19 protein-coding genes are annotated in these 24,161 nt (G+C 73.4%); 3 read left to right on the forward strand and 16 right to left on the reverse strand.

Annotated features, from left to right (window positions below; genetic code table 11):
• Positions 1-564: 564 nt before the first annotated feature.
• From ABD284_RS18835 to ABD284_RS18860, 6 genes are all read right to left on the reverse strand, one after another.
• Positions 565-1,395: a shikimate dehydrogenase gene (locus tag ABD284_RS18835; protein WP_344145251.1), complete on the reverse strand. Its 831-nt coding sequence runs from the start codon at positions 1,393-1,395 to the stop codon at positions 565-567.
• Complete coding sequence (mltG, locus tag ABD284_RS18840) at positions 1,395-3,572, reverse strand: endolytic transglycosylase MltG (RefSeq protein ID WP_344145253.1); 2,178 nt, start codon at positions 3,570-3,572, stop codon at positions 1,395-1,397. Before mltG ends, ABD284_RS18835 begins: the two co-directional genes overlap by 1 nt.
• The gene (gene ruvX / locus ABD284_RS18845; protein WP_344145255.1) at positions 3,569-4,048 is read right to left on the reverse strand and encodes a Holliday junction resolvase RuvX; all 480 of its coding nucleotides are present in this window, start codon (positions 4,046-4,048) and stop codon (positions 3,569-3,571) included. The genes mltG and ruvX overlap by 4 nt, the downstream gene beginning before the upstream one ends.
• A 100-nt stretch (positions 4,049-4,148) precedes the next feature.
• Positions 4,149-6,821 carry an alanine--tRNA ligase gene (alaS, locus tag ABD284_RS18850; RefSeq protein WP_344145257.1) on the reverse strand — a complete coding sequence of 891 codons (2,673 nt, stop codon included), beginning with the start codon at positions 6,819-6,821 and terminating at the stop codon, positions 4,149-4,151.
• Positions 6,821-7,135, reverse strand: a complete 315-nt coding sequence (locus tag ABD284_RS18855) for a hypothetical protein (protein ID WP_344145259.1) — start codon at positions 7,133-7,135, stop codon at positions 6,821-6,823. Before ABD284_RS18855 ends, alaS begins: the two co-directional genes overlap by 1 nt.
• Complete coding sequence (locus tag ABD284_RS18860; protein WP_344145261.1) at positions 7,132-7,524, reverse strand: DUF948 domain-containing protein; 393 nt, start codon at positions 7,522-7,524, stop codon at positions 7,132-7,134. The genes ABD284_RS18855 and ABD284_RS18860 overlap by 4 nt, the downstream gene beginning before the upstream one ends.
• A 326-nt stretch (positions 7,525-7,850) precedes the next feature.
• Between ABD284_RS18860 and ABD284_RS18865 the strand changes: the two genes are divergently transcribed.
• On the forward strand, positions 7,851-9,383 hold the full coding sequence (locus tag ABD284_RS18865; protein ID WP_344145263.1) for a serine/threonine protein kinase: 1,533 nt from the start codon (positions 7,851-7,853) through the stop codon (positions 9,381-9,383).
• A gap of 15 nt (positions 9,384-9,398) precedes the next feature.
• Here ABD284_RS18865 and ABD284_RS18870 read toward each other — a convergent pair whose 3' ends face one another.
• A complete protein-coding gene (locus tag ABD284_RS18870; protein WP_344145265.1) occupies positions 9,399-10,739 on the reverse strand; it encodes a replication-associated recombination protein A in 1,341 nt (446 codons plus the stop codon).
• A 60-nt stretch (positions 10,740-10,799) separates the two neighbouring features.
• Positions 10,800-12,827, reverse strand: a complete 2,028-nt coding sequence (locus ABD284_RS18875) for a SpoIIE family protein phosphatase (RefSeq protein ID WP_344145267.1) — start codon at positions 12,825-12,827, stop codon at positions 10,800-10,802.
• A 379-nt stretch (positions 12,828-13,206) separates the two neighbouring features.
• On the opposite strand from ABD284_RS18875, the gene ABD284_RS18880 reads away from it, so the two are divergent.
• Positions 13,207-13,347: a hypothetical protein gene (locus ABD284_RS18880; RefSeq protein ID WP_344145269.1), complete on the forward strand. Its 141-nt coding sequence runs from the start codon at positions 13,207-13,209 to the stop codon at positions 13,345-13,347.
• Between the two features lie 243 nt (positions 13,348-13,590).
• On the opposite strand, the gene aspS is transcribed toward ABD284_RS18880, so the two are convergent.
• Together aspS and ABD284_RS18890 are read right to left on the reverse strand one after the other, a co-directional pair.
• On the reverse strand, positions 13,591-15,330 hold the full coding sequence (gene aspS / locus ABD284_RS18885; protein WP_344145271.1) for an aspartate--tRNA ligase: 1,740 nt from the start codon (positions 15,328-15,330) through the stop codon (positions 13,591-13,593).
• Positions 15,331-15,573: 243 nt separating this feature from the next.
• Positions 15,574-16,260 carry an MBL fold metallo-hydrolase gene (locus ABD284_RS18890; protein ID WP_344145273.1) on the reverse strand — a complete coding sequence of 229 codons (687 nt, stop codon included), beginning with the start codon at positions 16,258-16,260 and terminating at the stop codon, positions 15,574-15,576.
• Positions 16,261-16,684: 424 nt separating this feature from the next.
• Here ABD284_RS18890 and ABD284_RS18895 point away from each other — a divergent pair, with 424 nt between their 5' ends.
• A complete protein-coding gene (locus ABD284_RS18895) occupies positions 16,685-17,917 on the forward strand; it encodes a DUF349 domain-containing protein (protein ID WP_344145275.1) in 1,233 nt (410 codons plus the stop codon).
• Positions 17,918-17,983: 66 nt separating this feature from the next.
• Here the strand turns inward: ABD284_RS18895 and ABD284_RS18900 are convergent, their stop codons facing one another.
• From ABD284_RS18900 to ruvA, 6 genes are all read right to left on the reverse strand, one after another.
• A complete protein-coding gene (locus ABD284_RS18900; protein ID WP_344145277.1) occupies positions 17,984-18,313 on the reverse strand; it encodes a cupin domain-containing protein in 330 nt (109 codons plus the stop codon).
• A gap of 89 nt (positions 18,314-18,402) precedes the next feature.
• A complete protein-coding gene (locus tag ABD284_RS18905) occupies positions 18,403-20,580 on the reverse strand; it encodes a RelA/SpoT family protein (RefSeq protein WP_344145279.1) in 2,178 nt (725 codons plus the stop codon).
• Between the two features lie 531 nt (positions 20,581-21,111).
• A complete protein-coding gene (locus ABD284_RS18910; protein ID WP_344145281.1) occupies positions 21,112-21,642 on the reverse strand; it encodes an adenine phosphoribosyltransferase in 531 nt (176 codons plus the stop codon).
• A 153-nt stretch (positions 21,643-21,795) separates the two neighbouring features.
• Entirely contained in the window at positions 21,796-22,194 is a 399-nt protein-coding gene (gene yajC, locus ABD284_RS18915; protein ID WP_386699399.1) for a preprotein translocase subunit YajC, read from the reverse strand.
• Positions 22,195-22,440: 246 nt separating this feature from the next.
• On the reverse strand, positions 22,441-23,529 hold the full coding sequence (gene ruvB, locus ABD284_RS18920; protein ID WP_344145283.1) for a Holliday junction branch migration DNA helicase RuvB: 1,089 nt from the start codon (positions 23,527-23,529) through the stop codon (positions 22,441-22,443).
• A 13-nt stretch (positions 23,530-23,542) separates the two neighbouring features.
• Positions 23,543-24,154: a Holliday junction branch migration protein RuvA gene (gene ruvA, locus ABD284_RS18925; RefSeq protein ID WP_344145445.1), complete on the reverse strand. Its 612-nt coding sequence runs from the start codon at positions 24,152-24,154 to the stop codon at positions 23,543-23,545.
• Between the last annotated feature and the right edge of the window lie 7 nt (positions 24,155-24,161).

Here is a 24,161-nt window from a genome sequence, read left to right on the forward strand (position 1 = left end):
GAAGCGCGTCCGCCGGCGAGCGGTTCGACCGTCGCCGCGACGCGCCGCCGCCGAAACCGGCGGCGCCGAACGGCGCACCCAGTGCGCCGCCGACCGGGACCCGGACGGGTGTGCCCCGACGGGTGGGAGGATCCGCCTCCGCTTACGTGTGTCCGGTGCGATGGGCACCGGATCAGGTCAGGCCACAATCATACCAGCAGTTCCGCTGCGCTCGGCCACGAGCGCCGGGTGACACCTGCAGTCTGCACTCGACTGCTGCGTTCAACATCCGCGGCGTGTGCGGCTATTCCCGCCCGTCACCCGCCACCACCCCGAGATGCGACGCTGCGCGCCACATGCCCACCCGTCACCCGCCACCACCCCGAGAAGCGGCGCCGCGCGCCACATGCCCACCCGTCACCCGCCACCACCCCGAGAAGCGGCGCCGCGCGCCACATGCCCACCCGTCACCCGCCACCACCCCGAGAAGCGGCGCCGCGCGCCACATGCCCACCCGTCACCCGCCACCACCCCGAGAAGCGGCGCCGCGCGCCATCGGCATGGTGCAGGCGCCCGCCCGGCGCCTCAGCCGTTGCGGCGGTCCAGCTCGGCCAGACCCGCGGTGCGCATCGCCTCGACCGGGGCCGACTCGGCGCCGGTCATCAGCTCCACCTGGCGCGCCGCCTGGTGCAGCAGCATCGCGAAGCCGCCGACGACGGTGCGCCCGGCCTCCTGCGCGGCCGCGGCCAGCGCCGTGGGCCACGGACTGTAGACGACGTCGAACACGGCCGCGCCGCACCCGGCGACCGCCCCGGCGTAGGCGTCGCCGGCCCCGCTGGGCAGCGTGGAGACGACCACGTCCACACCGAGGAAGCCGTCGATCCGGGCCAGCGGCGCGACCGCCGGCCGCACGCCCATGCGCTCGGCCGCCTCGACTGTGCCCGCGGCCCGCGCGGGCTCGCGTGCGAGCAGGGCGATCCCGCCGTCGGCGTCCGCGCCGAGGTCGCGCAGCGCGGCCACCGCCGAGGCGGCGGTCGCGCCGCCGCCCAGCACCGCGGCCGAGGACACCCGCTCCACTCCCGCTTCACGCAGCGCCGCGGCGATCCCGTGGACGTCGGTGTTGTAGGCGCTGCGCCGCCCGCCGCCCAGGACGAGGGTGTTGGCGCCGCCGACCTCGCGGGCGACGCGCTCGGCTTCGTCGGCGAGCCGCAGCGCCTCGCGCTTGAGCGGCATCGTCAGGCTGAGCCCGGCCCAGCTGTCGTCGCTTCCCTGGAGGAAGCCGGCCAGCTCCGCCTCCGCGCACTCGCGGCTCTCGTAGGACCACTCCCCGGCCAGGCCCAGCGCGCTGTAGGCGGCCGTGTGCAGCACCGGCGACAGGGAGTGGCCCACCGGCGAGCCCAGTACCGCCGCCCGCATCACGCGTCACCCCGGTTCTGCTGGAACTCCTGCTTGAGCTGCAGGAACTCGTCGTAGGTCTCGGCGAACTCGGTCACGCCGTTCTCCGGATCGGTGGCAACGAAGTAGCGCCAGTCGCCCTCGGCCGGGTTCAGCGCGGCCTTGATGGCGTCCTCGCCGGGGCTGACGATGGGGCCCTTCGGCAGGCCCTTGCGGCCGTAGGTGGCGTACTCGCTGCCACTGCTCTCGCACTCCGCGACCTGCGCGCTGGTGAGCGCGATCCCGTACTCGTCCAGGACGTAGAAGCAGGTGCTGTCCATGCCCAGCTCCATGCCCTGCTGCAGCCGGTTGTAGACGACGCGCGCGACCTTGGGCATGTCCTCGGCCGAGCCCGACTCCGCCTGGACGATGGCCGCCACCGACATGGCCTCGTTGGGCGTCAGGTTGAGCGCCTCCGCCCTCTTCTCCAGCTCCACCTCGCCCGCCACCGTGTGGAAGCGGTCGACCATGCGCTTGAGCAGCGCGGAGGCGTCGCTGTCTGCGGGCATGTGGTAGGTGTCCGGGAACAGGTAGCCCTCGGCCCCCTGCTCGGCGTAGTCGGGCAGGCCCAGCTTGTCCCCGTCCGCGAAGGCCGAGCGCAACTCCTTCATCGGGATGTCGGTCTTCTTGGAGATCAGGGTGAGGATCTCCTCCGAGCGCAGGCCCTCCTTGAAGGTGATGTGGGCCCGGATGCGGGTGGAGGGGTCCGTCAGCATGGCCACCGCGGCCTCGCCGCTCATCCGCTCGCGGAGGCGGTAGGTGCCGGGCGCGACACTGCCCTCGGCGGCGTTCAGCGCGTTGAGGAACGCCTGGGAGCTGGCCACAACGCCCTGGTCGGCCAGGTTCTGGGCGATGGCGCTGCCCGAGGAGCCCTCGGCGACCTCGATCCGGACGGAGCCGCTGCCCTTGCCCTCGTAGTCGGGCGGGAACACGTACGCGCGGCCGACGTAGCCGCCCGCGCCCAGCACGGCGACCAGGACGACGCAGAGCAGGATCACCGGACCTTTCCGGGAACGGCGCTTGCGCTGCTTGCCCGGGCGCCGCGTGCGGCCGCGCCCCCCGTCGGCCCGGGCTCCGCGCCTCGGGCGGCGTCCGGGGTCGCCGTCCTCGCCGTCGGAGGGTTCGGGCGGCTCGTCCGCGGGGGCGCCCCTGCGCCGCCTGCGGCCGCCGGGCTCCTCCGGCGGAGCCTCCCGCGCCCGGCGGCGCCGGGGCCCGCGGGGTGCGGCCTCCTCGGCCCCGTCGTCGTGCGCCGGACCGGAGGGCGCCCCGAAGTGCTCGCCGCCGGCCGGGGTGTCGTTCGGGCGGTCGGGGGACTCGCGCCGGGAGCGGCCGCGGCGGGGCGCGGGCGCCTCCTCTTCGGCGGGGTCCGCCGGCGCGGCCGCGCCGGTGTCGGCCCTCCGGCGCCTGCGGCCGCCGCGCGGTTCCTCGCCGGAGGGGTCGCCGGGACCCTCGCCCGGCTCGTCCACCGCGGGGAAGGCGCCCGATTCCGGAGAGCGCCGACGGCGGCCCGGTCGGCCGTCATCGGCCTCCGCGGGGCCCTGCTCGGGCACGGCCGGGAACGCCCCGGTGTCGCCCGTGCGCCGGCGGCGTCCGCCGCGCCCCTCGTCGCGGGCGGCGTCGTCGCGCGGTCGCTTGCGGCGCACCGGCACGGCGTCGAAGTCCAGTGTCCGCGGCGGCACGGGCCGGAAGTCGTCGTCGGAGTCGCCGGGCTCGGGCCGGCTCCATGCCAGGTGCTCCTCGGCCTCGTCCGCGGAGCGGGAGCGGCGGCGGTGCGGTGCGCCGTCGTCGGGCGGCACGGAGGAGTGCGGCCCGGTGGCCGGTCCCGCCTCGGCCGGGTCGCGGTGCCGGCGGCCGCGGGGTTGGGCGGCCTGCACGTCCTCCCAGCGGGGCGGGCGCCGGTCGGTGCCGTAGTCGGGACCGCCGGGCGCCTCGGGCCCGCGCGGCCAGGGGTCGGTCAGCGGGTCGGCGACCCGCCCGGCCCGCGCCGGGGCCGAGCGCCACGGATCGGTGCGCGGGTCGGCGTAGGGGTCGGGCCCCTGCGGTCCGCCGGCGGGGGGCCCGCCGCGGCCGTCGTCGAGGGGGTCGGGACCCGGTGCCCGACGGCGGCCGCGCCGGCCCCGGTCGTGGTCGCCGTCGTCGTAGGGGGTGCGGTCGTTCATGCGCCGCCCCCCACGGTCTCGCCGGGCGGGTGCCCGGTCTGGCGCTCGGCGTCCAGGGCGCTCTGCAGCAGCACGACCGCCGCGGCCTGGTCGACGACCGAGCGCCGCGCCTTGCCGCCGCGGGCGCCGCGCCGACCGTAGGAGGCGCCGGCGCGCAGCTGCTCCTGCGCGGTGACCGTGGTCATGCGCTCGTCCACCAGACGCACCGGCACGGGCGCGAGCCTGCGCGCCAGCGCTTCGGCGAACGAGCGCGCCCGCCGCGCGGAGGGCCCCGCCTCGCCGGAGAGCGAGGCGGGGTAGCCGACGACGACCTCTCGGGCCTCGTGTTCGAGTACGAGCTCGGCGATCCGGTCGAGGTCGCCGTCTCCGCGGCGGACGGTCTCGACGGGGGTCGCGAGCATGCCGCTGGGATCGCTGAGTGCGACCCCGATCCTGGTACTACCGGGATCCACCGCGATACGCACGCCGTGCCTCAAGAATCGGGCTCCCCCATGCGGGGACAGGGCAGTGCGCACGGGGGCGCGCTGGGGAGGGTCCTGCTCAACTCGGGGTGTCCTTTCTGCCCGTGGGGGCGGGTCAGGAGGTTTCGGCGACCCGATTCTCGACGGCGCGCAGGGCGTCGTCGACGGCGGAGGGGTCGCTTCCGCCTCCCTGCGCCAGGTCGGGCTTGCCGCCGCCTCCGCCGCCGAGGGCGCGGGCGGCCGGGCCGACCAGGTCGCCGGCCTTGATGCCGCTCTCCTGGCCGCGCTTGTTCACCGCGACCACGACGACCGGGCGGTCCTCGGGGACGGCGGCGAGGGCGACGACGGCCGGGCGGTCCTCGCCCAGGCGCTGGCGCACGTCGGAGGCCAGCCGGCGGAGGTCGTCGGCGGTGGTGCCGTCGGGTGCGCGGTGGGCGACCAGCAGCGTGTCGCCGTGCGGGCGGGCGCTCTCGGCCAGCTCGCCCGCCTGCTGGAGCACCTGGGCGGCGCGCAGGCGCTCGATCTCCCTCTCGGCGCCGCGCAGCCGGGTGACGATGGAGTCGATGCGCTCGGGCAGCTCCTCGCGCGGGGTCTTGAGCTGCTCGGAGAGCTGTCCGACCAGCAGTGACTCCCTGGAGAGGCGGCGGAACGCGTCGATGCCGACGGCGGCCTCGACGCGGCGCACGCCCGAGCCGACCGAGGACTCCCCCAGCAGCTTGACGACGCCCAGCTGGCCGGTGGCGCCAACGTGGGTGCCGCCGCACAGCTCGCGGGAGTAGTCGCTCATCTCGACCACGCGGACGCGGTCGCCGTACTTCTCGCCGAACATCGCCAGCGCGCCCATGGACAGCGCCTCGTCCAGCGAGGTCGTGAAGTCGCGCACCTGGATATCGCCGGCCAGGACCGTGTTGACCTCGTCCTCGACCTCGCTGAGCTCCGCTGTGCCCAGCGGCTTGCTCGCGGTGAAGTCGAAGCGCAGCCGGCCCGGCTGGTTCTCCGAGCCGGCCTGCCCGGCAGAGGGGCCCAGGGCGTTGCGCAGCGCGGAGTGGATCAGGTGCGTGGCCGAGTGCGACCGGGAGACCGAGCCGCGGCGGCCGGTGTCGATCGCGGCCTCGACCCGGTCGTCCAGCGCGACGGTGCCCTCGCGCACGGTACCGCGGTGCACGAACAGGCCGGGGACGGGCTTTTGCACGTCCTCGACGTCGACGGTCCCGCGGCCGGGCGCGGAGACGGTGCCCTTGTCGGCGAGCTGGCCGCCGCTCTCGGCGTAGAAGGGGGTGCGGTCCAGTACGAGCTCGACCGCGTCGCCGGCCGAGGCGGCGCCCACAGACTCGCCGTCCACGATCAGGCCCAGCACGCGGGACTCGGCCTCGTGGTCGGTGTAGCCGAGGAAGTCGGTCGCGCCGGCGTTCTCCAGCAGCCGGCCGTAGACGCTGACGTCGGCGTTGCCGAGCTTCTTCGCCTTGGCGTCGCGCTTGGCGGTCTCGCGCTGCTCGGCCATGAGCGTTCGGAAGGTCTCCTCGTCGACGCCCAGGCCCTGCTCGGCGGCCATCTCCAGGGTGAGGTCGATGGGGAAGCCGTAGGTGTCGTGCAGCTGGAACGCGTCGGCGCCGGAGATCTCCGTGGAGCCGCCGCCGCGCGTGCGCTCGGCGGCGCGGGCGAACAGCGCCGTGCCCGACCGCAGCGTGTCCGAGAAGTTCTTCTCCTCGGTCTCGATGACCTCGTGGATGCGCTCGGCGTTCGCGCGCAGCTCCGGGTAGATGCCCTCCATGGCGGCGATGCAGGTCTCGGTCAGGCCGTGCAGGTAGGAGGCGTCGGTGCCGGAGAGCAGGCGCAGGTTGCGGATCGACCGGCGCAGGATGCGGCGCAGGACGTAGCCGGCCTTCTCGTTGCCGGGCCGGACGCCGTCGGAGACGAGCATGGTGGCGCTGCGGACGTGGTCGGCGACGACGCGCAGCATGACGTCGGAGCGCTCGTCGGCGCCGTAGGCCACGCCGGTGCGCTCCGAGGCGTCGTGCAGGATGCGGCCGAGGGTGTCGGTCTCGTAGATGTTGTCGACGCCCTGCAGCACGGTGGCCAGGCGCTCCAGGCCCATGCCGGTGTCGATGTTCTTGCGGGGCAGGTCGCCGAGGATCGGGAAGTCCTTCTTGGCGCCGCCCTCGCCGCGCTCGTACTGCATGAAGACGAGGTTCCAGACCTCGACGTAGCGGTCCTCGTCGGCGGCCGGGCCGCCTTCGGCGCCGTATTCGGGGCCGCGGTCGTAGAAGATCTCCGAGCACGGTCCGCAGGGGCCGGGAACGCCCATGGACCAGTAGTTCTCCTCGACGCCGAAGCGCTGGATGCGCTCGGGGGCCACGCCGACCTTCTCGCGCCAGATCGTCTCGGCCTCGTCGTCGTCGAGGTAAACGGTCACCCAGAGCCGGTCGGGGTCGATGCCGAAGCCGCCGTCGGCGACGGGCTTGGTCATCAGCTCCCAGGCCAGCGGGATGGCCTTCTCCTTGAAGTAGTCGCCGAAGGAGAAGTTGCCGAGCATCTGGAAGAAGGTCGCGTGCCGCGAGGTCTTGCCGACCTCTTCGATGTCGATGGTGCGGATGCACTTCTGCACGCTGGCCGCGCGGTCGTAGGGCGCCGTGCGCTGGCCGAGGAAGTACGGCTTGAACGGCACCATTCCTGCCGCGACGAACAGCAGCGTGGGGTCGTCGGCGACCAGGCTGGCCGACGGCACCGCGGTGTGTCCGTTCTCCTCGAAGAAAGAGAGGAAGCGGCGGGCGATCTCTGCCGTCTCCATCAGGTGCCGTCCTTCATGTCGGGGGCGTCGATTGCGCCGCTGGGTCGGGTGGATCGGCCCGGAGGGGCGCCGGGCAGCGCAGGACGTCCGCGTTCGCTGTCGTAGCGGCTCTGCAGCTCGGCCTCGCGCTGCCGCACGGCGTCGTGGACGTCCTCGTTGAACTCGCGGAGGGCGGCGCGGTAGTCGGCGACCTGGTCCTCGACGCGGCCGGCGATTCCCGCCGGGCTCCACGCACGGGCCGTGCGGTTGAGCTTGTGCACAACATACCCGCCGAGCGCGGCACCTGCGACAAGATAAAGCAGGCGGCGGATCATCGGCGCTCCCTCCTGCGTCGGCCGCGCACCAGCGCCAGGGCCCGGCGCTGGCCGAGCACCCGCCGCACCCCGTAGGAGAACGACGCCGCTTTCACCAGCGGGCCGGCGACCACCGAACGGGTCAGCGCGGTCACGGTCGAGACGTCCTCGGTGGCGGTGGCCACGTTGGCGGTGATCTCCTCGACCCGGTCGAGGGACGCCCCCGTGCGTTCGACGGTGCCGGCGACGTCGTCGAGCATGGGCCGGGCGCGCTCGCCGAGCTCCGCGACGACCTTGGTGGTCTCCGACAGCAGACGGGTGAGCTTGACGAGGGCCACGCACATGAACGCGACCAGCACCGTCCAGACCACCGCCGCGATGAGCGCTGCTACGTCTCCTGCGGTCAGCATGCGGGACTCCGTGGGAAATCGGGGTGGCGGAATCTCCATCGGCGGCATTGGGGGTCTGCCCGCTCCGCCGCGGCGGCGGAGGCCGCATCGGCGCCTCCGGTTGGCACCGGGCCGACGGAATGCGGAGATCCGAATACGCCGACCCTACCGCGTTCGGCGCCGGTGTGCCCGCGTGCGGCCGGTGTGTGGCGTCCGACGCGCGCGTGCGCGTCGGACGTCCCGGCGTCGACGAAATTCCGCATATGTCGCAGAATCAGGGCATCGATTCCCGCCACGCCCGCCCGACGGCGCGAGATGGCCTGACCCCCCGTGCAGACAGGATGCCCATGAGCCGCCCTTCCGAGCGCGAGATCACCGTTCTGGTACCGCCGCATCTCGACCCTCTCGCACCCGGAGACCCGGATTCGGTCGGACCCTATGTGCTCATCGGCCGCCTCGGCGCCGGCGGCACCGGAACGGTCTTCGCCGCGATCGACGCCAACGAGGCGAGCGGCGACCTGATGGCCGTGAAGGTGCTGCACCCCTGGTCGGCCGAGGAGCCGGAGGACCGCGCGCGCCTGCGGGCGCGCCTCGCGGCGCTGGCGGACGTGGACGGGCGCACCTACGTCCCGCCGGTCGCGTTCGACGTCCAGGCCCGGCAACCGTGGCTGGTCATGCCCTATGTCGCGGGCCTGCCGCTGGACGGCTTCGTGGACGACCACGGGCCGCTGGGCCGGGGCCGGCTCATCGCGCTGGCAGCGGCTGTCGGCGAGGTCCTCTCGGCGCTGCACAGCAAGCAGGTCGCCCACGGCGACCTCACGCCCGACAACGTGCTGCTGAGCGGGCGCGGCCCGCGCGTGCTGGACTGCGCCCTGCCGGGCGAGGGCGAGCTGCTGCGCCGCAACGCCGCCCCGTGGACCGCTCCCGAGCGGCTGGAGGGCGGCGAGCCCTCCTCGCCCGCCGACATCTTCTCCTGGGCGGCGATCGCCGTGTTCGCGGCGACGGGCAGGCCCCCGGTCGCGGAGGAGGGCGCCCCCGCGTCGGCGAGCCCGTGGCTGGAGGGCGTACCGGCGGAGATGCGCCCGATCGTGCGCCGCGCGCTCTCCGAGGACCCCCGCGACCGGCCCACAGTGCGCGAGGTGCTGGGGTCGACCATCGCCGCGTGGGAGGCCATCAGCGGCTCCGACGCGGCACCGGTGCAGGGCACGGCGGTCACCCAGGTCCTCTCGCGGGAGTGGCGGGGCGTCGTGGAGCCGGACCGACTGCCGCGGCTGGTGCGGCTGGGCACCGGCCGCGGCCGCACCGCCGGGCGCGGCCTGCTGATCGCCGGCGGCTCGGTGGTGGCGCTGGCGCTGATCGGCGGCGGAGGGCTCGCGGCCTACGCCGCGGCGAACGGGCTCCTGCCCGGACCGGCCGCGCCCACGGCGTCTCCCTCTCCTTCGCCCTCGGCCTCCGCCGGCGGCCCGGAGGGCCCGACGATCGTGCGGTTCGATCCGGCCGAGCAGGAGAACCCGGCCGACGGGCCGTGGGTGTATACGCAAGTGGAGCGCCGCCCTTCGGCGCCGGCCACGCCCGCGGCCACGCTGGCGCCGGACGCCTGGAGCGAGCAGTGGCAGCCGGTGGGCGAGGACGCCGAGCGGAAGGCGCTCATCACCGAGGAGACCGAGGTGCTCTGCGCCCGGTTCTGCGTTCCCGGGCCGGGCTACGTCGAGGACGACCGCGGTACGTTCCCGATGGAGGGCCAGGACTTCATCGACTACCTCGCCTGGGGTCAGCCGGTGATCGCGGAGGTGGAGTTCGCCGGACCCGAGGACGAGGGCGGCGACCGCCCGCGCGAGCTCACCCGCATCGTCGAGGTCTATCCCACACCGCCGGACTGACCGCGGCGGCCGGTCTCAGCGCTCGCCGGGCTCGCCGGGCTCGCCGCGCAGGACGCCCCTGATGCGCTTTAGGACCTCGCCGAACCGGCGCTCGGCGCCGTGAGTGGTGGGGGTGTAGTACTCGCGGCCCACCAGCGCGTCGGGTGCGTACTGCTGGGCCGCCACCCCTCCGGGATGGTCGTGGGCGGACGTGTAGCCGACGCCGTGGCCGAGCTCGCGGGCGCCCTTGTAGTGGGCGTCGCGCAGATGCGCGGGCACGGGGCCGGCGCGCCCTTGGCGCACGTCGGCCATCGCGGTGTCGATCGCGCTGATCACGGCGTTGGACTTGGGCGCCAGGGCGATGTGCACCACCGCCTGGGCGAGGTTGATCCGCGCCTCGGGCAGCCCGATGAGCTCGACCGCTTGGGCGGCGGCGACCGCGGCCTGCAGCGCCGTGGGGTCGGCCATGCCCACGTCCTCGCTGGCGTGCACCACGATGCGGCGGGCGATGAAGCGGGGGTCCTCGCCCGCCTCGATCATCCGGGCCAGGTAGTGCAGGGCGGCGTCGGGGTCGCTGCCGCGCATGCTTTTGATGAAGGCGCTGATGACGTCGTAGTGCTGGTCGCCGGTGCGGTCGTAACGCACGGCGTGGCGGTCGACGGCGCGCTCGATGTCGGCGGAGCCGATCTCGGTGCGGCCGCCGGCGACCAGCGCGGCGGCCTCCAGGTAGGTCAGCGAGCGGCGCGCGTCGCCGCCGGCGAGGCGCACGAGGTGGTCGGCGGCGTCGCCTGCCAGCGTGTAGCGGCCGCCCAGCCCGCGCTCGTCCCGCAGCGCGGCGTCGACGACGCCGCGCACCTCGTCGTCGGTCAGCGACTCCAGGCTCAGCAGCAGCGAACGCGAGAGCAGCGGGCTGATCACGGAGAAGAACGGGTTCTCGGTGGTGGCGCCGATGAAGCTGACCCAGCGGTTCTCCACGGCGGGCAGCAGGGCGTCCTGCTGGGTCTTGCTGAAGCGGTGGACCTCGTCGACGAACAGCAGCGTGCGGGTTCCGCGCATGCCCATCTGGCGGCGGGCGTCGTCGATGACGGCGCGCACGTCCTTGACCCCGGCGCTGACGGCCGAGAGCTCCACGAACCGCCGCTGAGTGACCCGGCTGACCACGGTGGCCAGGGTGGTCTTGCCGGTTCCGGGCGGGCCCCACAAGAAGAGCGACATCGGCGCGTCGTCCTCGACCAGGCGGCGCAGCGGGCTGCCCTCGCCCAGCAGGTGGGCCTGGCCGGCGACCTCGTCCAGGGTGCGCGGGCGCATGCGCACGGCGAGCGGTTCCTGGCCGCGCTGGGCTTCGGCGCCGGCGTCGTCGAACAGTGTTTCGGACACGCCTCCCAGCCTAAGCGAGCGCCCCGGGCGGCCGCACGGCGCGCGAACGGGGCGACGTGCTCAGCCGCCGCCGTTCATCCGCACGATGAGCAGGGCGATGTCGTCGCCGCGCCCGGCCGGGGTGAGGCCGATGAGGGAGGCCGCGGCGCCTTCGACGTCCTCGGCGCGGCCGCGCAGGTTCTCGCCGACGATGCGCAGCCCCTCGTCCATGGGCATCCCCGAGCTCTCCACGAGCCCGTCGGAGCACATAAGCAGCGTGTCGCCGGCCCGCAGCCGGCGGGTGGTCACCGGGTACTTGCTGTCGGAGTCGACGCCCACCGGCGGGCCGGTCTCGGGCTCCCACAGGTCGTAGGAGTCGGCGGTGGCGATGACGGCGGGCGGCTGGCCGGCCCAGGCAGCCTGCATCTCGCCGTTGTCGAGGTCGAGCACGAGGTAGCCGCAGGTGGCGAAGACGATCTCGCCGGTCTCGGAGAGCAGTCGGTTGGTCTCGGCGACCACGGCGCCCGGATCGACCTGGTTGCTGGCGTAGGCGCGGAAGGCGACGCGGATTTGGCCCATGGCGGCCGCGGCCTCGACACCGTGGCCCTGGACGTCGCCCACGACCAGGCCGACGCGGCGCCCGGGCAGGCGGATGACGTCGTAGAAGTCGCCGCACACCCGCCACCCGGCGCGGGCGGGCAGGTAGCGCACGGCGATGCTGAGCTCGTCGAACCGGGCGATCTGGGGCGGCAGCATGCGGCGCTGGATGGCGTCGGCGAGCTGGAGCTCCTCCTGCTGGCGGCGCACGCGCTGCAGGGCCTGGCCGGCCAGGCCGGCCAGGGTGAGCATCAGGGCGCGCTCGTCGGGGGTGGCGTGGTGGGGCTCGCCCCAGGAGACCTGCCACACGCCCAGTGCCACACGGCGGTCCCCGAAGATGGGGATGGTCGCCCACGACTGGGCGCTGGTGCGGTGCAGGAACTCGGCGACTCCGGGGAAGCGCTCCAGGATCTCGGCGCGGCTCTCGAAGAAGCGGGGCTGGCGGTCGGAGACGACGGCGCCGACGGGGTGGGCGATGTCGGAGGCGTCGTGCTCCTCGGCCAGGCCCATGTGGCCCGCGTCCTCCTCCGGCGGGGCGGGCGACGGGCGCAGGCTGCCCTCCTCGACGAGCATGACCGCGGCGCCCGCTCCGCCGAAGATCGGCGCGAACTCGTCGGTGAGCAGGCCGGTGACCTCTTCGACGGTGGTCGCCGAGACCAGCTTTGCGGCGAGGTCGGTGACCTGGCGCCCCTGGGCGGCCTCGATGCGGCGGCGGTCGGCCAGGCGGCGGATGAGCTGGACGTGCTCGGTGACGTCGTCGATGGTGCCGACGAGGCGGGGGTGGTCGCCGGGGATGTAGCGGGCGCGGGCGTGCAGTGAGCGCTCGTCGCCGACGTGGTCGAACATGCGGAAGCGCTGCTCGTAGTCGCGTCCCTGGTGAGAGGCCTCGATGGCGTCGCGGACGCGGGCGATGTCGTCGCGGTGGACGCGGGCCAGAAGCTCGTCCAGCCCGCGGGCGTCGCCCGCGAGCAGCCGGCCCAGCGGCGAGGGGCCGAACAGCTCCTGCAGGCGGCCGCTGCGCAGGTCGAGCGTCCACAGGGCGGTGTCGGCGTTCTCGGTGCGCAGTTCGCTGATGACGCGGAGGGTCTCCTCCTCGCGCAGCGGTTCACGGAAGACGACGACGACGCCGTCGGGCTTGCCCTCGGTCCCGGTCCCGGGCAGCGCGCGGGCCTCGGCGACGATGCGGTGGGACACTCCGCCGTAGTCGGCCGAGACCAGGGCGCGCTGGTGGACCGGTGCGCCGCCGAGTGCGGCCCGGTGCAGCTTCCACGCCGACTCGGGGTCGGCCCGGTCGCACACCTCGGGCCAGGGGCGGCCGAGGACCTCGTCCTGCGTCCGCCCGGTGAACTCGGTGAACGCGTGGTTCGCGAGCGTGACGCCGCCCGCGCGATCGGCCACGACCATGGCGGCCGGGGCCGTGCCGAAAGCGGCGCCGGCCCGGTGGAGCTGTTCACCCCCGGGTATCGCCGAAGCACCGGCGAAGCCGTCGGTAGAGCCGGTTGCACCGTTCACGAATAGATCATCCCTGTATCGTCACAGACGTCCTTTTCGCGCAATTGCGCGCTCCTCCCGGGGACATCCGATTCGGCTCAGTCTAGCCAGATCACCGCCTGTCCGTGCAGGTGAAGGATGGCTTGTCCGAGGCGTGCCCCGCAGCCCCTTTACTCCCTGCGAAACCGCACACCATTCGGCACACAGGAATACAAAAAACAACCCGAGCACCAGGAATACCAACGAATCACACGGTTCCACCCCGTGACATTCGGGGAATCGTTACGCGCGCGTGACCATCGCCGCATATCTGCGCAAAGGCCGCGTACAGCCTAAACCACTGATCGCGCCGCGCATCGCGTCACGGGAGCGCGAGGAAAGACCGGCCTAAAATTCGGTCATGTGTGAACCAACTACACGAACGGGACCCGCCCTCGGGAACGCGATCATCGTCCGCAACTGGACCTGCCGCCTCTGCACCTACAGCAACCCCGACAGCGAGGACATCTGCTGCCAGCGCTGCGGCGCCGCGAAGAAGTAGCCCGCCGCCGCGCACCATAGCGCACCCCGCACACCCCCGGGTAGCCCTGCGCGCCCCGCTCGAACGAACTCTCTCCCGCCGCAGGGCCCCACCCGGCACCAAGACGCAGGAACGACCGCGCGGCCGGCCGGCGGGACCGGCGGAGCGGAGCCGGATGCGCACGGCGGAACCGTACCCGGCCCCGAGGCGAAGCGCCCGGGGACGCGGGGGTTCCCCGGGCGGCTGTTCGCGGTCGGGCGCCGGTCAGGCCCCGTCATCCTCGGGGACGAAGTCGACGCCCGCCTCTTCCCGCTGGTCGGGCGTGATCCGGGTTGGCGCCCCGGTGAGCGGGTCGCCGCCGGAGGCGGTCTTGGGGAAGGCGATGACCTCGCGGATCGACTCCGCGCTGGTCAGGTGCGCGATGATCCGGTCCCAGCCGAAGGCGATGCCGCCGTGCGGCGGCGGGCCGAACTGGAAGGCGTCCAACAGGAATCCGAACTTCGACTCGGCCGATTCCTTACTGATACCCAGCGCCTCGAACACGCGCTGCTGCATCTCGCCGCGGTGGATACGGATCGACCCGCCGCCGATCTCGCTGCCGTTGCAGACCATGTCGTAGGCGTAGGCCAGGGCGCCGGCCGGGTCCTGGTCGAAGGAGTCCGCCCACTCCGGCTTCGGCGCGGTGAAGGGGTGGTGCACCGGAGTCCAGCCGCCCTCGCCTTCCTCCTCGAACATGGGCGCGTCCACAACCCACAGGAACGACCACTGCGACGTGTCGACCAGGCCCAGCCGGTTGCCGATCTCCAACCGGGCCGCGCCCAGCAGCTCCTGGGACGGCCGCCGCGCGCCGGCGGCGAAGAACACGGCGTCGCCCGGACCCGCGCCCGCGGCCGCGGCCAGGCCGGCGCGCTCCTGCTCGGAGAGGTTCTTGGCGACCGGCCCGCCCAGCGTCCCGTCCTCCTGGATCAGCACGTAGGCCAGGCCCTTGGCGCCGCGGGCCTTGGCCCAGTCCTGCCAGCCGTCCAGCTCCTTGCGAGTCTGCGAGGCGCCGCCCGGCATCACCACCGCGCCGACGTAGGGCGCCTGGAACACGCGGAACGACGTGTCGGCGAAGAACGCGGTGAGCTCCGTCAGCTCCTGACCGAAGCGCAGGTCGGGCTTGTCGGAGCCGAAGCGCGCCATCGCCTCGAAGAAGGGCATGCGCGGAAGCGGGGTCGGGACGTCGTAGCCCAGCACCTCGCGCCACAGGCGCACGACGAGGTCCTCGGCGACGCCGATGACGTCGTCCTGGTCGACAAAGCTCATCTCCAGGTCGATCTGGGTGAACTCCGGCTGGCGGTCGGCCCGGAAATCCTCGTCGCGAAAGCACCGGGCGATCTGGTAATAGCGCTCCATACCGCCGACCATCAGCAGCTGCTTGAACAGCTGCGGCGACTGCGGCAGCGCGTACCAGTGACCGGGCTGCAGGCGCACCGGCACGAGGAAGTCGCGCGCGCCCTCGGGGGTCGAACGGGTCAGGTAGGGGGTCTCGACGTTCACGAACCCGTGGTCGCGCATAACGTCGTGCACGACGTAGCCCGCGTGCGAGCGCACCCGCAGCGCCGAGGCCGTCTCCGGCCGCCGCATGTCCAGGTAGCGGTAGCGCAGGCGCGCCTCCTCGGAGACATCCTGGGAGCCGTCGAGCGGGAAGGGCAGCGGGGCGGACTCGCTGAGGACCTCGATCTCGTCGGCGACGACCTCGACCGCGCCGGTGGCGATGTCGGGGTTCTCGTTGCCGTCGGGGCGCACCCGGACCCGGCCGGTGACCTTGATGCAGTACTCGGCGCGCAGGTCGTGGGCGAGGTCGTCCTCGCGGACGACCACCTGGACGACGCCCGAGGCTTCGCGGAGGTCGAGGAAGACGACGCCGCCGTGGTCGCGCCGGCGGGCGACCCACCCGGCAAGGACGACGGTCGCGTCTGCATGCTCGGCGCGTAGGGCGCCGGCGTCATGCGTGCGGATCAACGGAGTTCTCCTTCAGGTGTCTCAGGTACCTACTCATCTTGCCTGACCTGCGTGCCGTCCGTTCCCGTGCGGGGACCGGCGCTGCCGGCGCCCGCCGGGGTGGTCGGCCGGTGCCGCGGTCGGTGCGGAGCAGGCGGGGTCTGTGGCCGGCGTGCCCGCCGGTTCGCGGCCCGCGGTTGGGGGCGGCTGATCCCGCGCGCAGGCCGGGGCCATCGGCGCGGCGCGCATCGGTCGCGGGGAGGGTCAGCGCCCCGGGATATCGCCGAGGAACGGATTGGTCGCGCGCTCGCGGGCGATGGTGGTCTGCGGCCCGTGGCCGGGGCGCACGTCGGTGCCGTCGGCCCAGTCGCGGCAGACCCGCTCCAGGCTGCGCATGATCTCGCCGTGGTCGCCGCCGGGGAAGTCGGTGCGGCCGATGGAGCCGGCGAAGAGGAGGTCGCCGGTGAACAGGACGGGCTCCGCGCCGTCGGGCGCCAGGCCGTAGCACACCGATCCGGGTGTGTGGCCGGGTACGTGCTCGACCTTCAGCTCCAGCCCGGCGAGCGCGAGGGTCTCGCCTCCGGTGAGCTCGCGCAGGTCGTCGGGCTCCTCCAGCGCGGCCTGGCCCAGCAGTGCCGACAGCTGGACGGCCAGGGCGGGGTCGAGCCCCTTGGCGGGGTCGGTCAGCAGCGGCCGGTCGGCGGCGTGCACGTAGACGGGGACGCCGTGGTCGCGGGCGACCTCGGTCGCCGACCAGACGTGGTCGAAGTGGCCGTGGGTCAGCAGCACCGCAGCGGGGGCCAGCCCGTGCTCGGCCAGAAGGGAGGAGAGCTGCCCGGCGGCGTCCTGGCCGGGATCGACGACCACGCACTCCGCTCCCCGATCCGCGGCCGCGGCGACCACGTAGCAGTTCGCGGCGAGCGGCCCGGCTGGGAAAGCGGAGATGAACACGGTGAGCGCTGACTTCCTCTCGAACGTCCTGCCTGGCGGGCGCGGAGGGCGGCCGCCGAACCGCGCCCCGCCCGACCGAGCCTACCGAGGCGCGGGCGCGGCGGCGACCGGGTCGTGCCCGCCCCTCCGCACGTATAGCGCCGTCACATCACCATTCGATCACCGCCAGACTCACGACTCTTTGCCAAACGCCCCGTCAGTGTCATATTGGTCGCGTCGCACCCGTCCGGTGTGTCCGGACGGCATGCCCCGATACGGCTTGGGCCGTTGATGTGCGACGACGCTGACAGGAGGCGGACGATATCCGGTGGGGTGTGCGGATATCGTGCTTAGTCACGGCGGTTCACACCGGCTCTCACCCAGCCGCCGCCGGACCACCCGGACCTGGCGCGATGCGCCGGGCTCATGACTGCTGGAGGACACGGTGACCACGGACCCCTGGGGCCGCGTTGACGACGACGGCACGGTCTACGTGCGCACGAGCGAGGGCGAGCGCGTCGTCGGATCGTGGCAGGCGGGCGCGCCCGAGGAGGCCCTCGCGTTCTTCCGCCGCAAGTACGACGCCCTGGTGACCGAGGTCGACCTGCTGGAGAAGCGGCTGCGCACCACCGACTTGTCGGCCTCGCAGGCGCTGTCGAGCGTGGAGAAGCTGCGTACCGCGGTGCGCGAGGCGAACGCCGTCGGCGACCTCGACGTGCTCTCGCGGCGCCTGGACGCGCTGACCGGGCAGGCCGAGGAGCGCAGGGTCGAGCAGAAGCAGGCCCAGGAGCAGGCCCGTACCGAGGCCCGCGAGGTCAAGGAGCGCATCGTCGCCGAAGCCGAGCGCGTGGCGGCCGAGACCACGCACTGGAAGTCCGGCGGCGAGCGGATGCGGCAGCTGATCGACGAGTGGAAGGCCGCGCCGCGCACCGACCGGCCCACCGAGCAGGCGCTGTGGAAGCGCATGTCGGCCGCGCGCAACTCCTTCTCCAAGCGCCGCAAGGCCTACTTCGCCGGGCTGGACCAGCAGCGCGAGCAGGTCCGCCAGGACAAGGAGGCCATCGTCACCGAGGCCGAGTCGCTTGCCGACTCGACCGACTGGGGCGGCACGGCCGCGCGGTACCGCGATCTGATGCAGCAGTGGAAGGCCAGCGGCCGGGCCGACCGCGCCAGCGAGGACAAGCTGTGGGGGCGGTTCAAGGCGGCCCAGGACCGGTTCTTCCAGGCGCGCAACGCCGCCTTCGCCGAGCGCGACGCCGAACTGCGCGTCAACGCCGACGCCAAGGAGCGGATTCTGGAGGACGCACGCAGCGAGCTGGCCGAGATCTCCGACCCGCGGGCCGCCCGCGCCCGGCTGCGCGACTTCCAGGAGGCCTGGGAGGAGGCGGGCCCGCTGCCGCGCGACCAGCGCGACCGGCTGGAGGGCGCCTTCCGCAAGCTCGAGGACGAGGTGCGCCGGGCCGAGGACCACGAGTGGCAGCGCACCAACCCCGAGGGGCGTGCGCGCGCCGAGTCCACCGCCAGCCGGCTGCGCGACTCGATCGCCCAGCTGGAGGACGACCTCGAGCACGCCAGGGCGCGCGGTAACGAGCGCCGGATCCGCGAGGTCGAGGAGGCGCTCAGCGCCCGCCGGTCCTGGCTGGACGAGGCCGAGAAGGCGCTGGACGAGATGAGCTGAGCCGGGGCGCCCGGCGGCCGCCCCGGGCGGGCTCCGCGCTCGCCCCGGCGCGGCCGCCGGCCGCGCTCAGTGCTTGGCGACGGTGAGCACCACCGCGGAGTCCTCCAGCGCCTCCAGTGAGGCCTCCCCCCGCGGCATTACCAGCAGGTCGTTGGTCCTGCCCTCCCAGGTGTCGCCGCCGGCCTTGAGCCGCACGCGTCCGCGCAGCACCAGCACCGTCGCCTCGCCGGGATTGGGATGCTCGGAGAGGGCGTTTCCCTTGGTCAGCGCGATGAGGGTCTGGCGCAGGGTCTGCTCGTGCCCGCCGTAGAAGGTCTCGGAGCTGCGGCCGGCTGAAGCCGCCGCGGCGGTCTCCATGTGCTTGCGTGCCAGGGCGTCCAGCGACAACTTGTTCATGACTGCAGTCTGACCGCTGGACGGCGGCTCACACGCCGCAAAACGCCGCGCATGCCCGGTGCCGGCGGCGCGCCGCGCCGGCGGGGGTGTCAGTTCTTCATCCGGTAGACGTCGTAGACGCCGTCGACGCCGCGCACGGCCTTGAGGACGTGTCCGAGGTGGGTGGGGTCGGCCATCTCGAAGGTGAAGCGGCTCAGTGCGACCCGGTCGCGGCTGGTCTGCACGGTGGCCGAGAGGATGTTGACGTGCTGGTCGGAGAGCACGCGGGTGATGTCGGACAGCAGCCGGGAGCGGTCCAGCGCCTCGACCTGCAACGCGACCAGGAACATGGAGTCCTCGGTGGGCTGCCAGTCGACGTCGACCATCCGGTCGCGGTCCAGCGCGCGCGTGTTGACGCAGTCGCTGCGGTGCACGGACACACCGTTTCCGCGGGTCACGAACCCGACGATGCTGTCGCCCGGGACCGGCGTACAGCACTTGGACAGCCGCACCCACACGTCGGAGTCGCCCTCGACCACGACGCCGGGGTTGCCGGCGGGGCGCGACCGCGGCCGCGAGCGCGTGGGCAGTGAGGACTCGGCGATGTCCTCCTCGGCGCTCTCGATGCCGCCCATGGACTCGACGAGCTTCTGCACGACGTTCTGCGGGCCGATGCGCCCCTCGCCGACGGCGGCGTAGAGCGAGTCGACGTCGCCGTAGCGCAGGTCGCGCGCGAGCGCGATCAGCGCCTCGCCGCTGAACAGCCGCTTTATCGGCAGCTCCTGCTTGCGCATGACCCGGGCGATGGCGTCCTTGCCCTGCTCGATGGCCTGCTCGCGGCGCTCCTTGGTGAACCACTGGCGGATCTTGTTGCGCGCGCGTGCGCTCTTGACGAGCTGCAGCCAGTCGCGGCTGGGGCCGGCGTCGCTCGCCTTGGAGGTCAGGATCTCCACGGTCTCGCCGTTGTGCAGCTCGCTCTCCAGCGAGACGAGCCGGCCGTTGACCCGGGCGCCCACCGTGCGGTGGCCGACCTCGGTGTGCACCGCGTAGGCGAAGTCGATGGGGGTGGCGCCCTGCGGCAGCGCGATGGCGTCGCCCTGCGGGGTGAAGACGAACACCTCCTGCACCGACAGGTCGAAGCGCAGCGACTCCAGGAACTCCCCGGGGTCCTTGGTCTCCTGCTGCCAGTCGATGAGCTGGCGCAGCCAGGCCATGTCGGCGGTGCCCCGGGACTTGGCGCTGTCCTTGGCCGAGGCCCGCTCCTCCTTGTACTTCCAGTGCGCCGCGATCCCGTACTCGGCCCGGCGGTGCATGGCGCGGGTGCGTATCTGCAGCTCCACCGGGTTGCCCGACGGGCCGATCACGGTGGTGTGCAGCGACTGGTACATGTTGAACTTGGGCATCGCGATGTAGTCCTTGAACCGTCCGGGGACGGGGTTCCACCGCGCGTGGATCGTGCCCAGGGCCGCGTAGCAGTCGCGGACGCTGTCGACGAGTACCCGCACGGCGACGAGGTCGTAGATCTCGTCGAAGCCGCAGTTGCGGGCGATCATCTTCTGGTAGATCGAGTAGTAGTGCTTGGGCCGGCCGCGCACCGTCGCCTTGATCTTGGCCTCGCGCAGGTCGGCCGAGACCGCCTCGATGACATCCTGCAGGTAGACGTCGCGGCGCGGTGCCCGCTCGGAGACCAGGCGGGCGATCTCGTCGAACCGCTTGGGGTAGAGCGTGGCGAAGGCCAGGTCCTCCAGCTCCCACTTGATCGTGTTCATGCCCAGCCGGTGGGCCAGCGGCGCGAAGATCTCCAGGGTCTCGCGGGCCTTCTTCTCGCGTTTGGGCTGGGGCAGGTAGCGCAGGGTGCGCATGTTGTGCAACCGGTCGCACAGCTTGATGACCAGCACCTTGATGTCGCGGGACATGGCCACGACCATCTTGCGCACGGTCTCGGCCTGGGTCGCCTCGCCGTACTTGACCTTGTCCAGCTTGGTGACGCCGTCGACCAGCTCGGCGATCTCGTCGCCGAAGTCGTCGCGCAGCTGGTCGAGGGTGTAGGTGGTGTCCTCGACGGTGTCGTGCAGCAGCGCGGCGGCCAGCGTGGGCTCCTGCATACCCAGCTCGGCGAGGATGGTCGCCACCGCCAGCGGGTGCGTGATGTAGGGGTCGCCGCTCTTGCGCTTCTGATCGCGGTGGTGGTAGGCCGCGACCTCGTAGGCACGCTCGATGAGCCGGACGTCGACCTTGGGGTGGGTCGCCCGGACGGTCTTGATGAGTGGTTCGAGGACCGGGTTCATTGATACCCCCCGCTGTGCACCGAGTCGTGCGAGTCTGCGGCGTACCCGCACGCTGGACGACGGGCTGGAGCGGGCCGGTGCGGCGCTCCCGCCGTCGGCGCCGGTGCCGGGGCCGGGGCTTGCGTCGGACCGGGCTCCGGGGTCGGCGGGCTCGGCGGCCTGCGCTGCGGGGGGCGCGGGTGTCCGCGGTGGGTCGTCAGGGCGCTCCTGCCCGCTCAGGGAGGCCCCGCGCAGCGCGGAGGCCGCCTCAGCCGATACCGCATCGCCTGCCATGGACATCCCTCCCGCGGCCAGTCCCGGGGACCGGGTGCGCTCCGCCCGTCGTGCGGGAGGCCACCGCTGCGCGGCGGTGTTGCCGCCGCTCGGCCCGCCGGGTCGACGTCTGCGTCGTAAACGTCAGGTGTCACCTGTACCAACGCGTCGCCGCAGCTCCGTTATGCCCGCGAGTCTACTGCTGCGCCGCAGCGGTCTTCGCATGTCAGGGCTGCAGAAGGAGCGGGGCCGGGCAGGGTGCGCCGGACTCCGGCCCGTTCAGACCACGGCCAGTGCGTGCGGCTCCACGTCGGTCAGTCTCCGCCGGCCCTGGAGGAAGCCGAGTTCCACGAGGACCGAGAATCCCACGACCGTACCACCGGCCTTGTCCACGAGCTCCACCGCGGCCCGTCCGGTGCCGCCGGTGGCGAGCACGTCGTCGACGATCACCACGCGGCTGCCCGGGCTGAGCGCGTCGGCGTGCATCTCGACCGTCTCCGAGCCGTACTCCAGATCATAGGACGCGCGGTAGGTCTCGCGCGGGAGTTTCCCCGCTTTGCGCACCGGTACGAAGCCGGCGCCCAGCGCGAGGGCGACCGGTGCGGCGAGGATGAAACCGCGGGCCTCCAGCCCGAGCACCGCGTCCACCTCCGCCTGCTCGTAGCGCGCGGCGATGCCCTCGACGACGGCCTGCAGCGAGGAGGGCTCGGCCAGCAGCGGGGTGATGTCCTTGAAGACCACCCCTTCCTCGGGGAAGTCGGGAACGTCGCGCAGGCCGGCCTTGATGAGGGCGCTCAGGTCAGCGGGCATGGCAGGGGGAGTCTCCTCGTCTGGTCGGTGGGCACGGCGGCTCGGGGGGCCGCGCGGCGCCCGACCCGGCCGGCGGTTCGGGCGGCACGGGGCGGGCGCGGACACGCGAAGGCGACGGGCCCGCCCCGGGGACCCGTGCGGTCGCTTCGCCTGCTACCTCGGGCCGTCGTTCTTGTCGTCGTTGCCCGGGAAGTCGGGCCGGTCCTCGACCGGGGTGTCGTCGCTCACGCCGTCGTTGGGGCGGACCACGTCGCCCACGCCGGCCTTGAGCATCCGGATCCGCGTGCCGGGGGAGATCTCCAGTTCGATCTCGCTGTCGCGCACCTCCACGACGGTTGCGTAGAAGCCCGCCTTGGTCAGCACCTCGACACCCGGCTGCAGTTCGCCCTGCATCTTGGACTCCTGCTGCTTGCGCTTCTGCTGCGGGCGCAGGATCAGCAGCCAGAAGACCAGTGCGATCAGCACGAACGGCAGGATCATCCCGAGGAGCCCGCCTTGTCCCTGGGCGCCATCGGCCAAAATTGTCTGAGCCAGCACGGGGTGTCCTTCCATCGTTTGTTCCGACCTTCGCGGCCGCGCCGCCACGCCGGTGGCGGGGCCGTGTCCGCGGCTGTCGCCGCCGCAGGTCAACGCTCCGCAGGCGGCGCGTGTTCCCATCGGCCGCACGCCCGTGGGCATCGTTGCCGTTTCGCAAGGTCCGGCACTCAGTTTACCTACCGGCGGTCCGGCTTCGCCCGGGCACTCACCGCGGTGTCGGCGGCCCGGTTCCGGAGCCGGGGGCCGGTGGGACCGGACCGGCTAGGAGCCGCTTGTTCCGGGCGCCTCGGCGGCGCGCGGGGCGGCCGCGCTGTCGGCGGCAGCGGCGGCGCCGAAGGCGGCGTCGGGGGGCGGCGCGATGCCCAAATGGCTCCAGGCGTCGGGGGTGGCGACCCGCCCGCGCGGGGTGCGGGCGACGAAACCGGAGCGCACGAGGAAGGGTTCGGCCACGACCTCGACCGTCTCGGGCTCCTCCCCCACCGCCACGGCCAGGGTCGACAAACCCACCGGCCCGCCGCGGAACTTGCCGCACAGCGCCTCCAGCACCGCGCGGTCGAGGCGGTCCAACCCGTGACCGTCGACCTCGAACAGCGCGAGCGCCGCGCAGGCGGTGTCGCGGGTGAGGCGGCCGTCGCCGTGCACTTCGGCGTAGTCGCGCACCCGCCGCAGGAGCCGGTTGGCGATGCGGGGTGTGCCGCGCGAACGCCCGGCGATCTCGGCGGCGGCGTCGCCGTCGACCTCGACCCCCAGCAGGCCGGCCGAGCGGTGCAGGATGCGCTCCAGGTCGGCGGCGGCGTAGAAGTCCATGTGCGCGGTGAAGCCGAAGCGGTCGCGCAGCGGCGCGGGCAGCAGGCCCGCGCGGGTGGTGGCGCCGACCAGGGTGAAGGGGGCGACGTCCAGCGGGATGGCGGTGGCGCCGGGGCCCTTGCCCACCATCACGTCGACGCGGAAGTCCTCCATGGCGACGTAGAGCATCTCCTCGGCCGGACGCGCCATGCGGTGGATCTCGTCGAGGAACAGCACCTCGCCCTCGTGCAGGGTCGACAGGACGGCGGCGAGGTCGCCGGAACGCTCGATCGCCGGCCCCGAGCTGATGCGCAGCGGCGCTCCCAGCTCGGCGGCGATGATCATGGCCAGCGTGGTCTTGCCCAGGCCGGGCCCGCCCGACAGCAGCACGTGGTCGGGGGCGCGGCCGCGCCGCTGGGCGCCGCGCAGCACCAGGCTCAGCTGCTCGCGCACGCGCTCCTGGCCGACGAAGTCCTCCAGGAGCCGCGGCCGCAGCGCACCCTCAAGCGCGCGCTCGTCGGTGTCGGCGTCGGCCGAGACGGCGTCCCGCTCGTAGTCGCTCATGGTTTCGCCATTCCTAGGCGCGGCTCAGGCGGCGCAGGGCGCTGCGCAGCAGCACGGCCACATCGGGGGTGTCGGCGGCTTCGGAGGCGACGGCGTCGGCCGCGGCCTCGGCGTCCTTGGCCGACCAGCCCAGGTTGACCAGGCCCGAGACCACCTGCGGACGCCACGGCGCCTCGGGGGCGGGAGCGGCGCCGTACTCGGCGAGGGCGGGGTCGGCGGCCGGGGGCGGGCCGAGCTTGTCGCGCAGTTCCAGAGCGATGCGCTGGGCGCCCTTGGGACCGATGCCCGAAACCCGGGTGAGGGCGGCGGTGTCCTCGGCGGCCACGGCGGCGCGCAGTGCGTCGGGGGTGTGCACCGCCAGGATGCCCAGCGCCAGCCGCGGCCCCACACCGCCGGCCTGCTGCAGGCGCTCGAACACGTCGCGCTCGTCGTCGTCGGCGAAGCCGTAGAGGGTCAGCGAGTCCTCGCGCACCACCAGGGAGGTGGCGACGGTGGCGTGCTCGCCCACCCGCAGTCCGGCGAGGGTCGCCGGTGTGCAGTGCACCGTCATGCCGACACCCCCGACCTCGATCACGGCGGTGCCGCCGGCGCGGGCGGCCACCCGGCCGCTGAGGAACGCGATCACTGCGAAG

Source organism: Streptomonospora arabica, assembly GCF_039531585.1.
GTDB lineage: Bacteria > Actinomycetota > Actinomycetes > Streptosporangiales > Streptosporangiaceae > Streptomonospora > Streptomonospora halophila.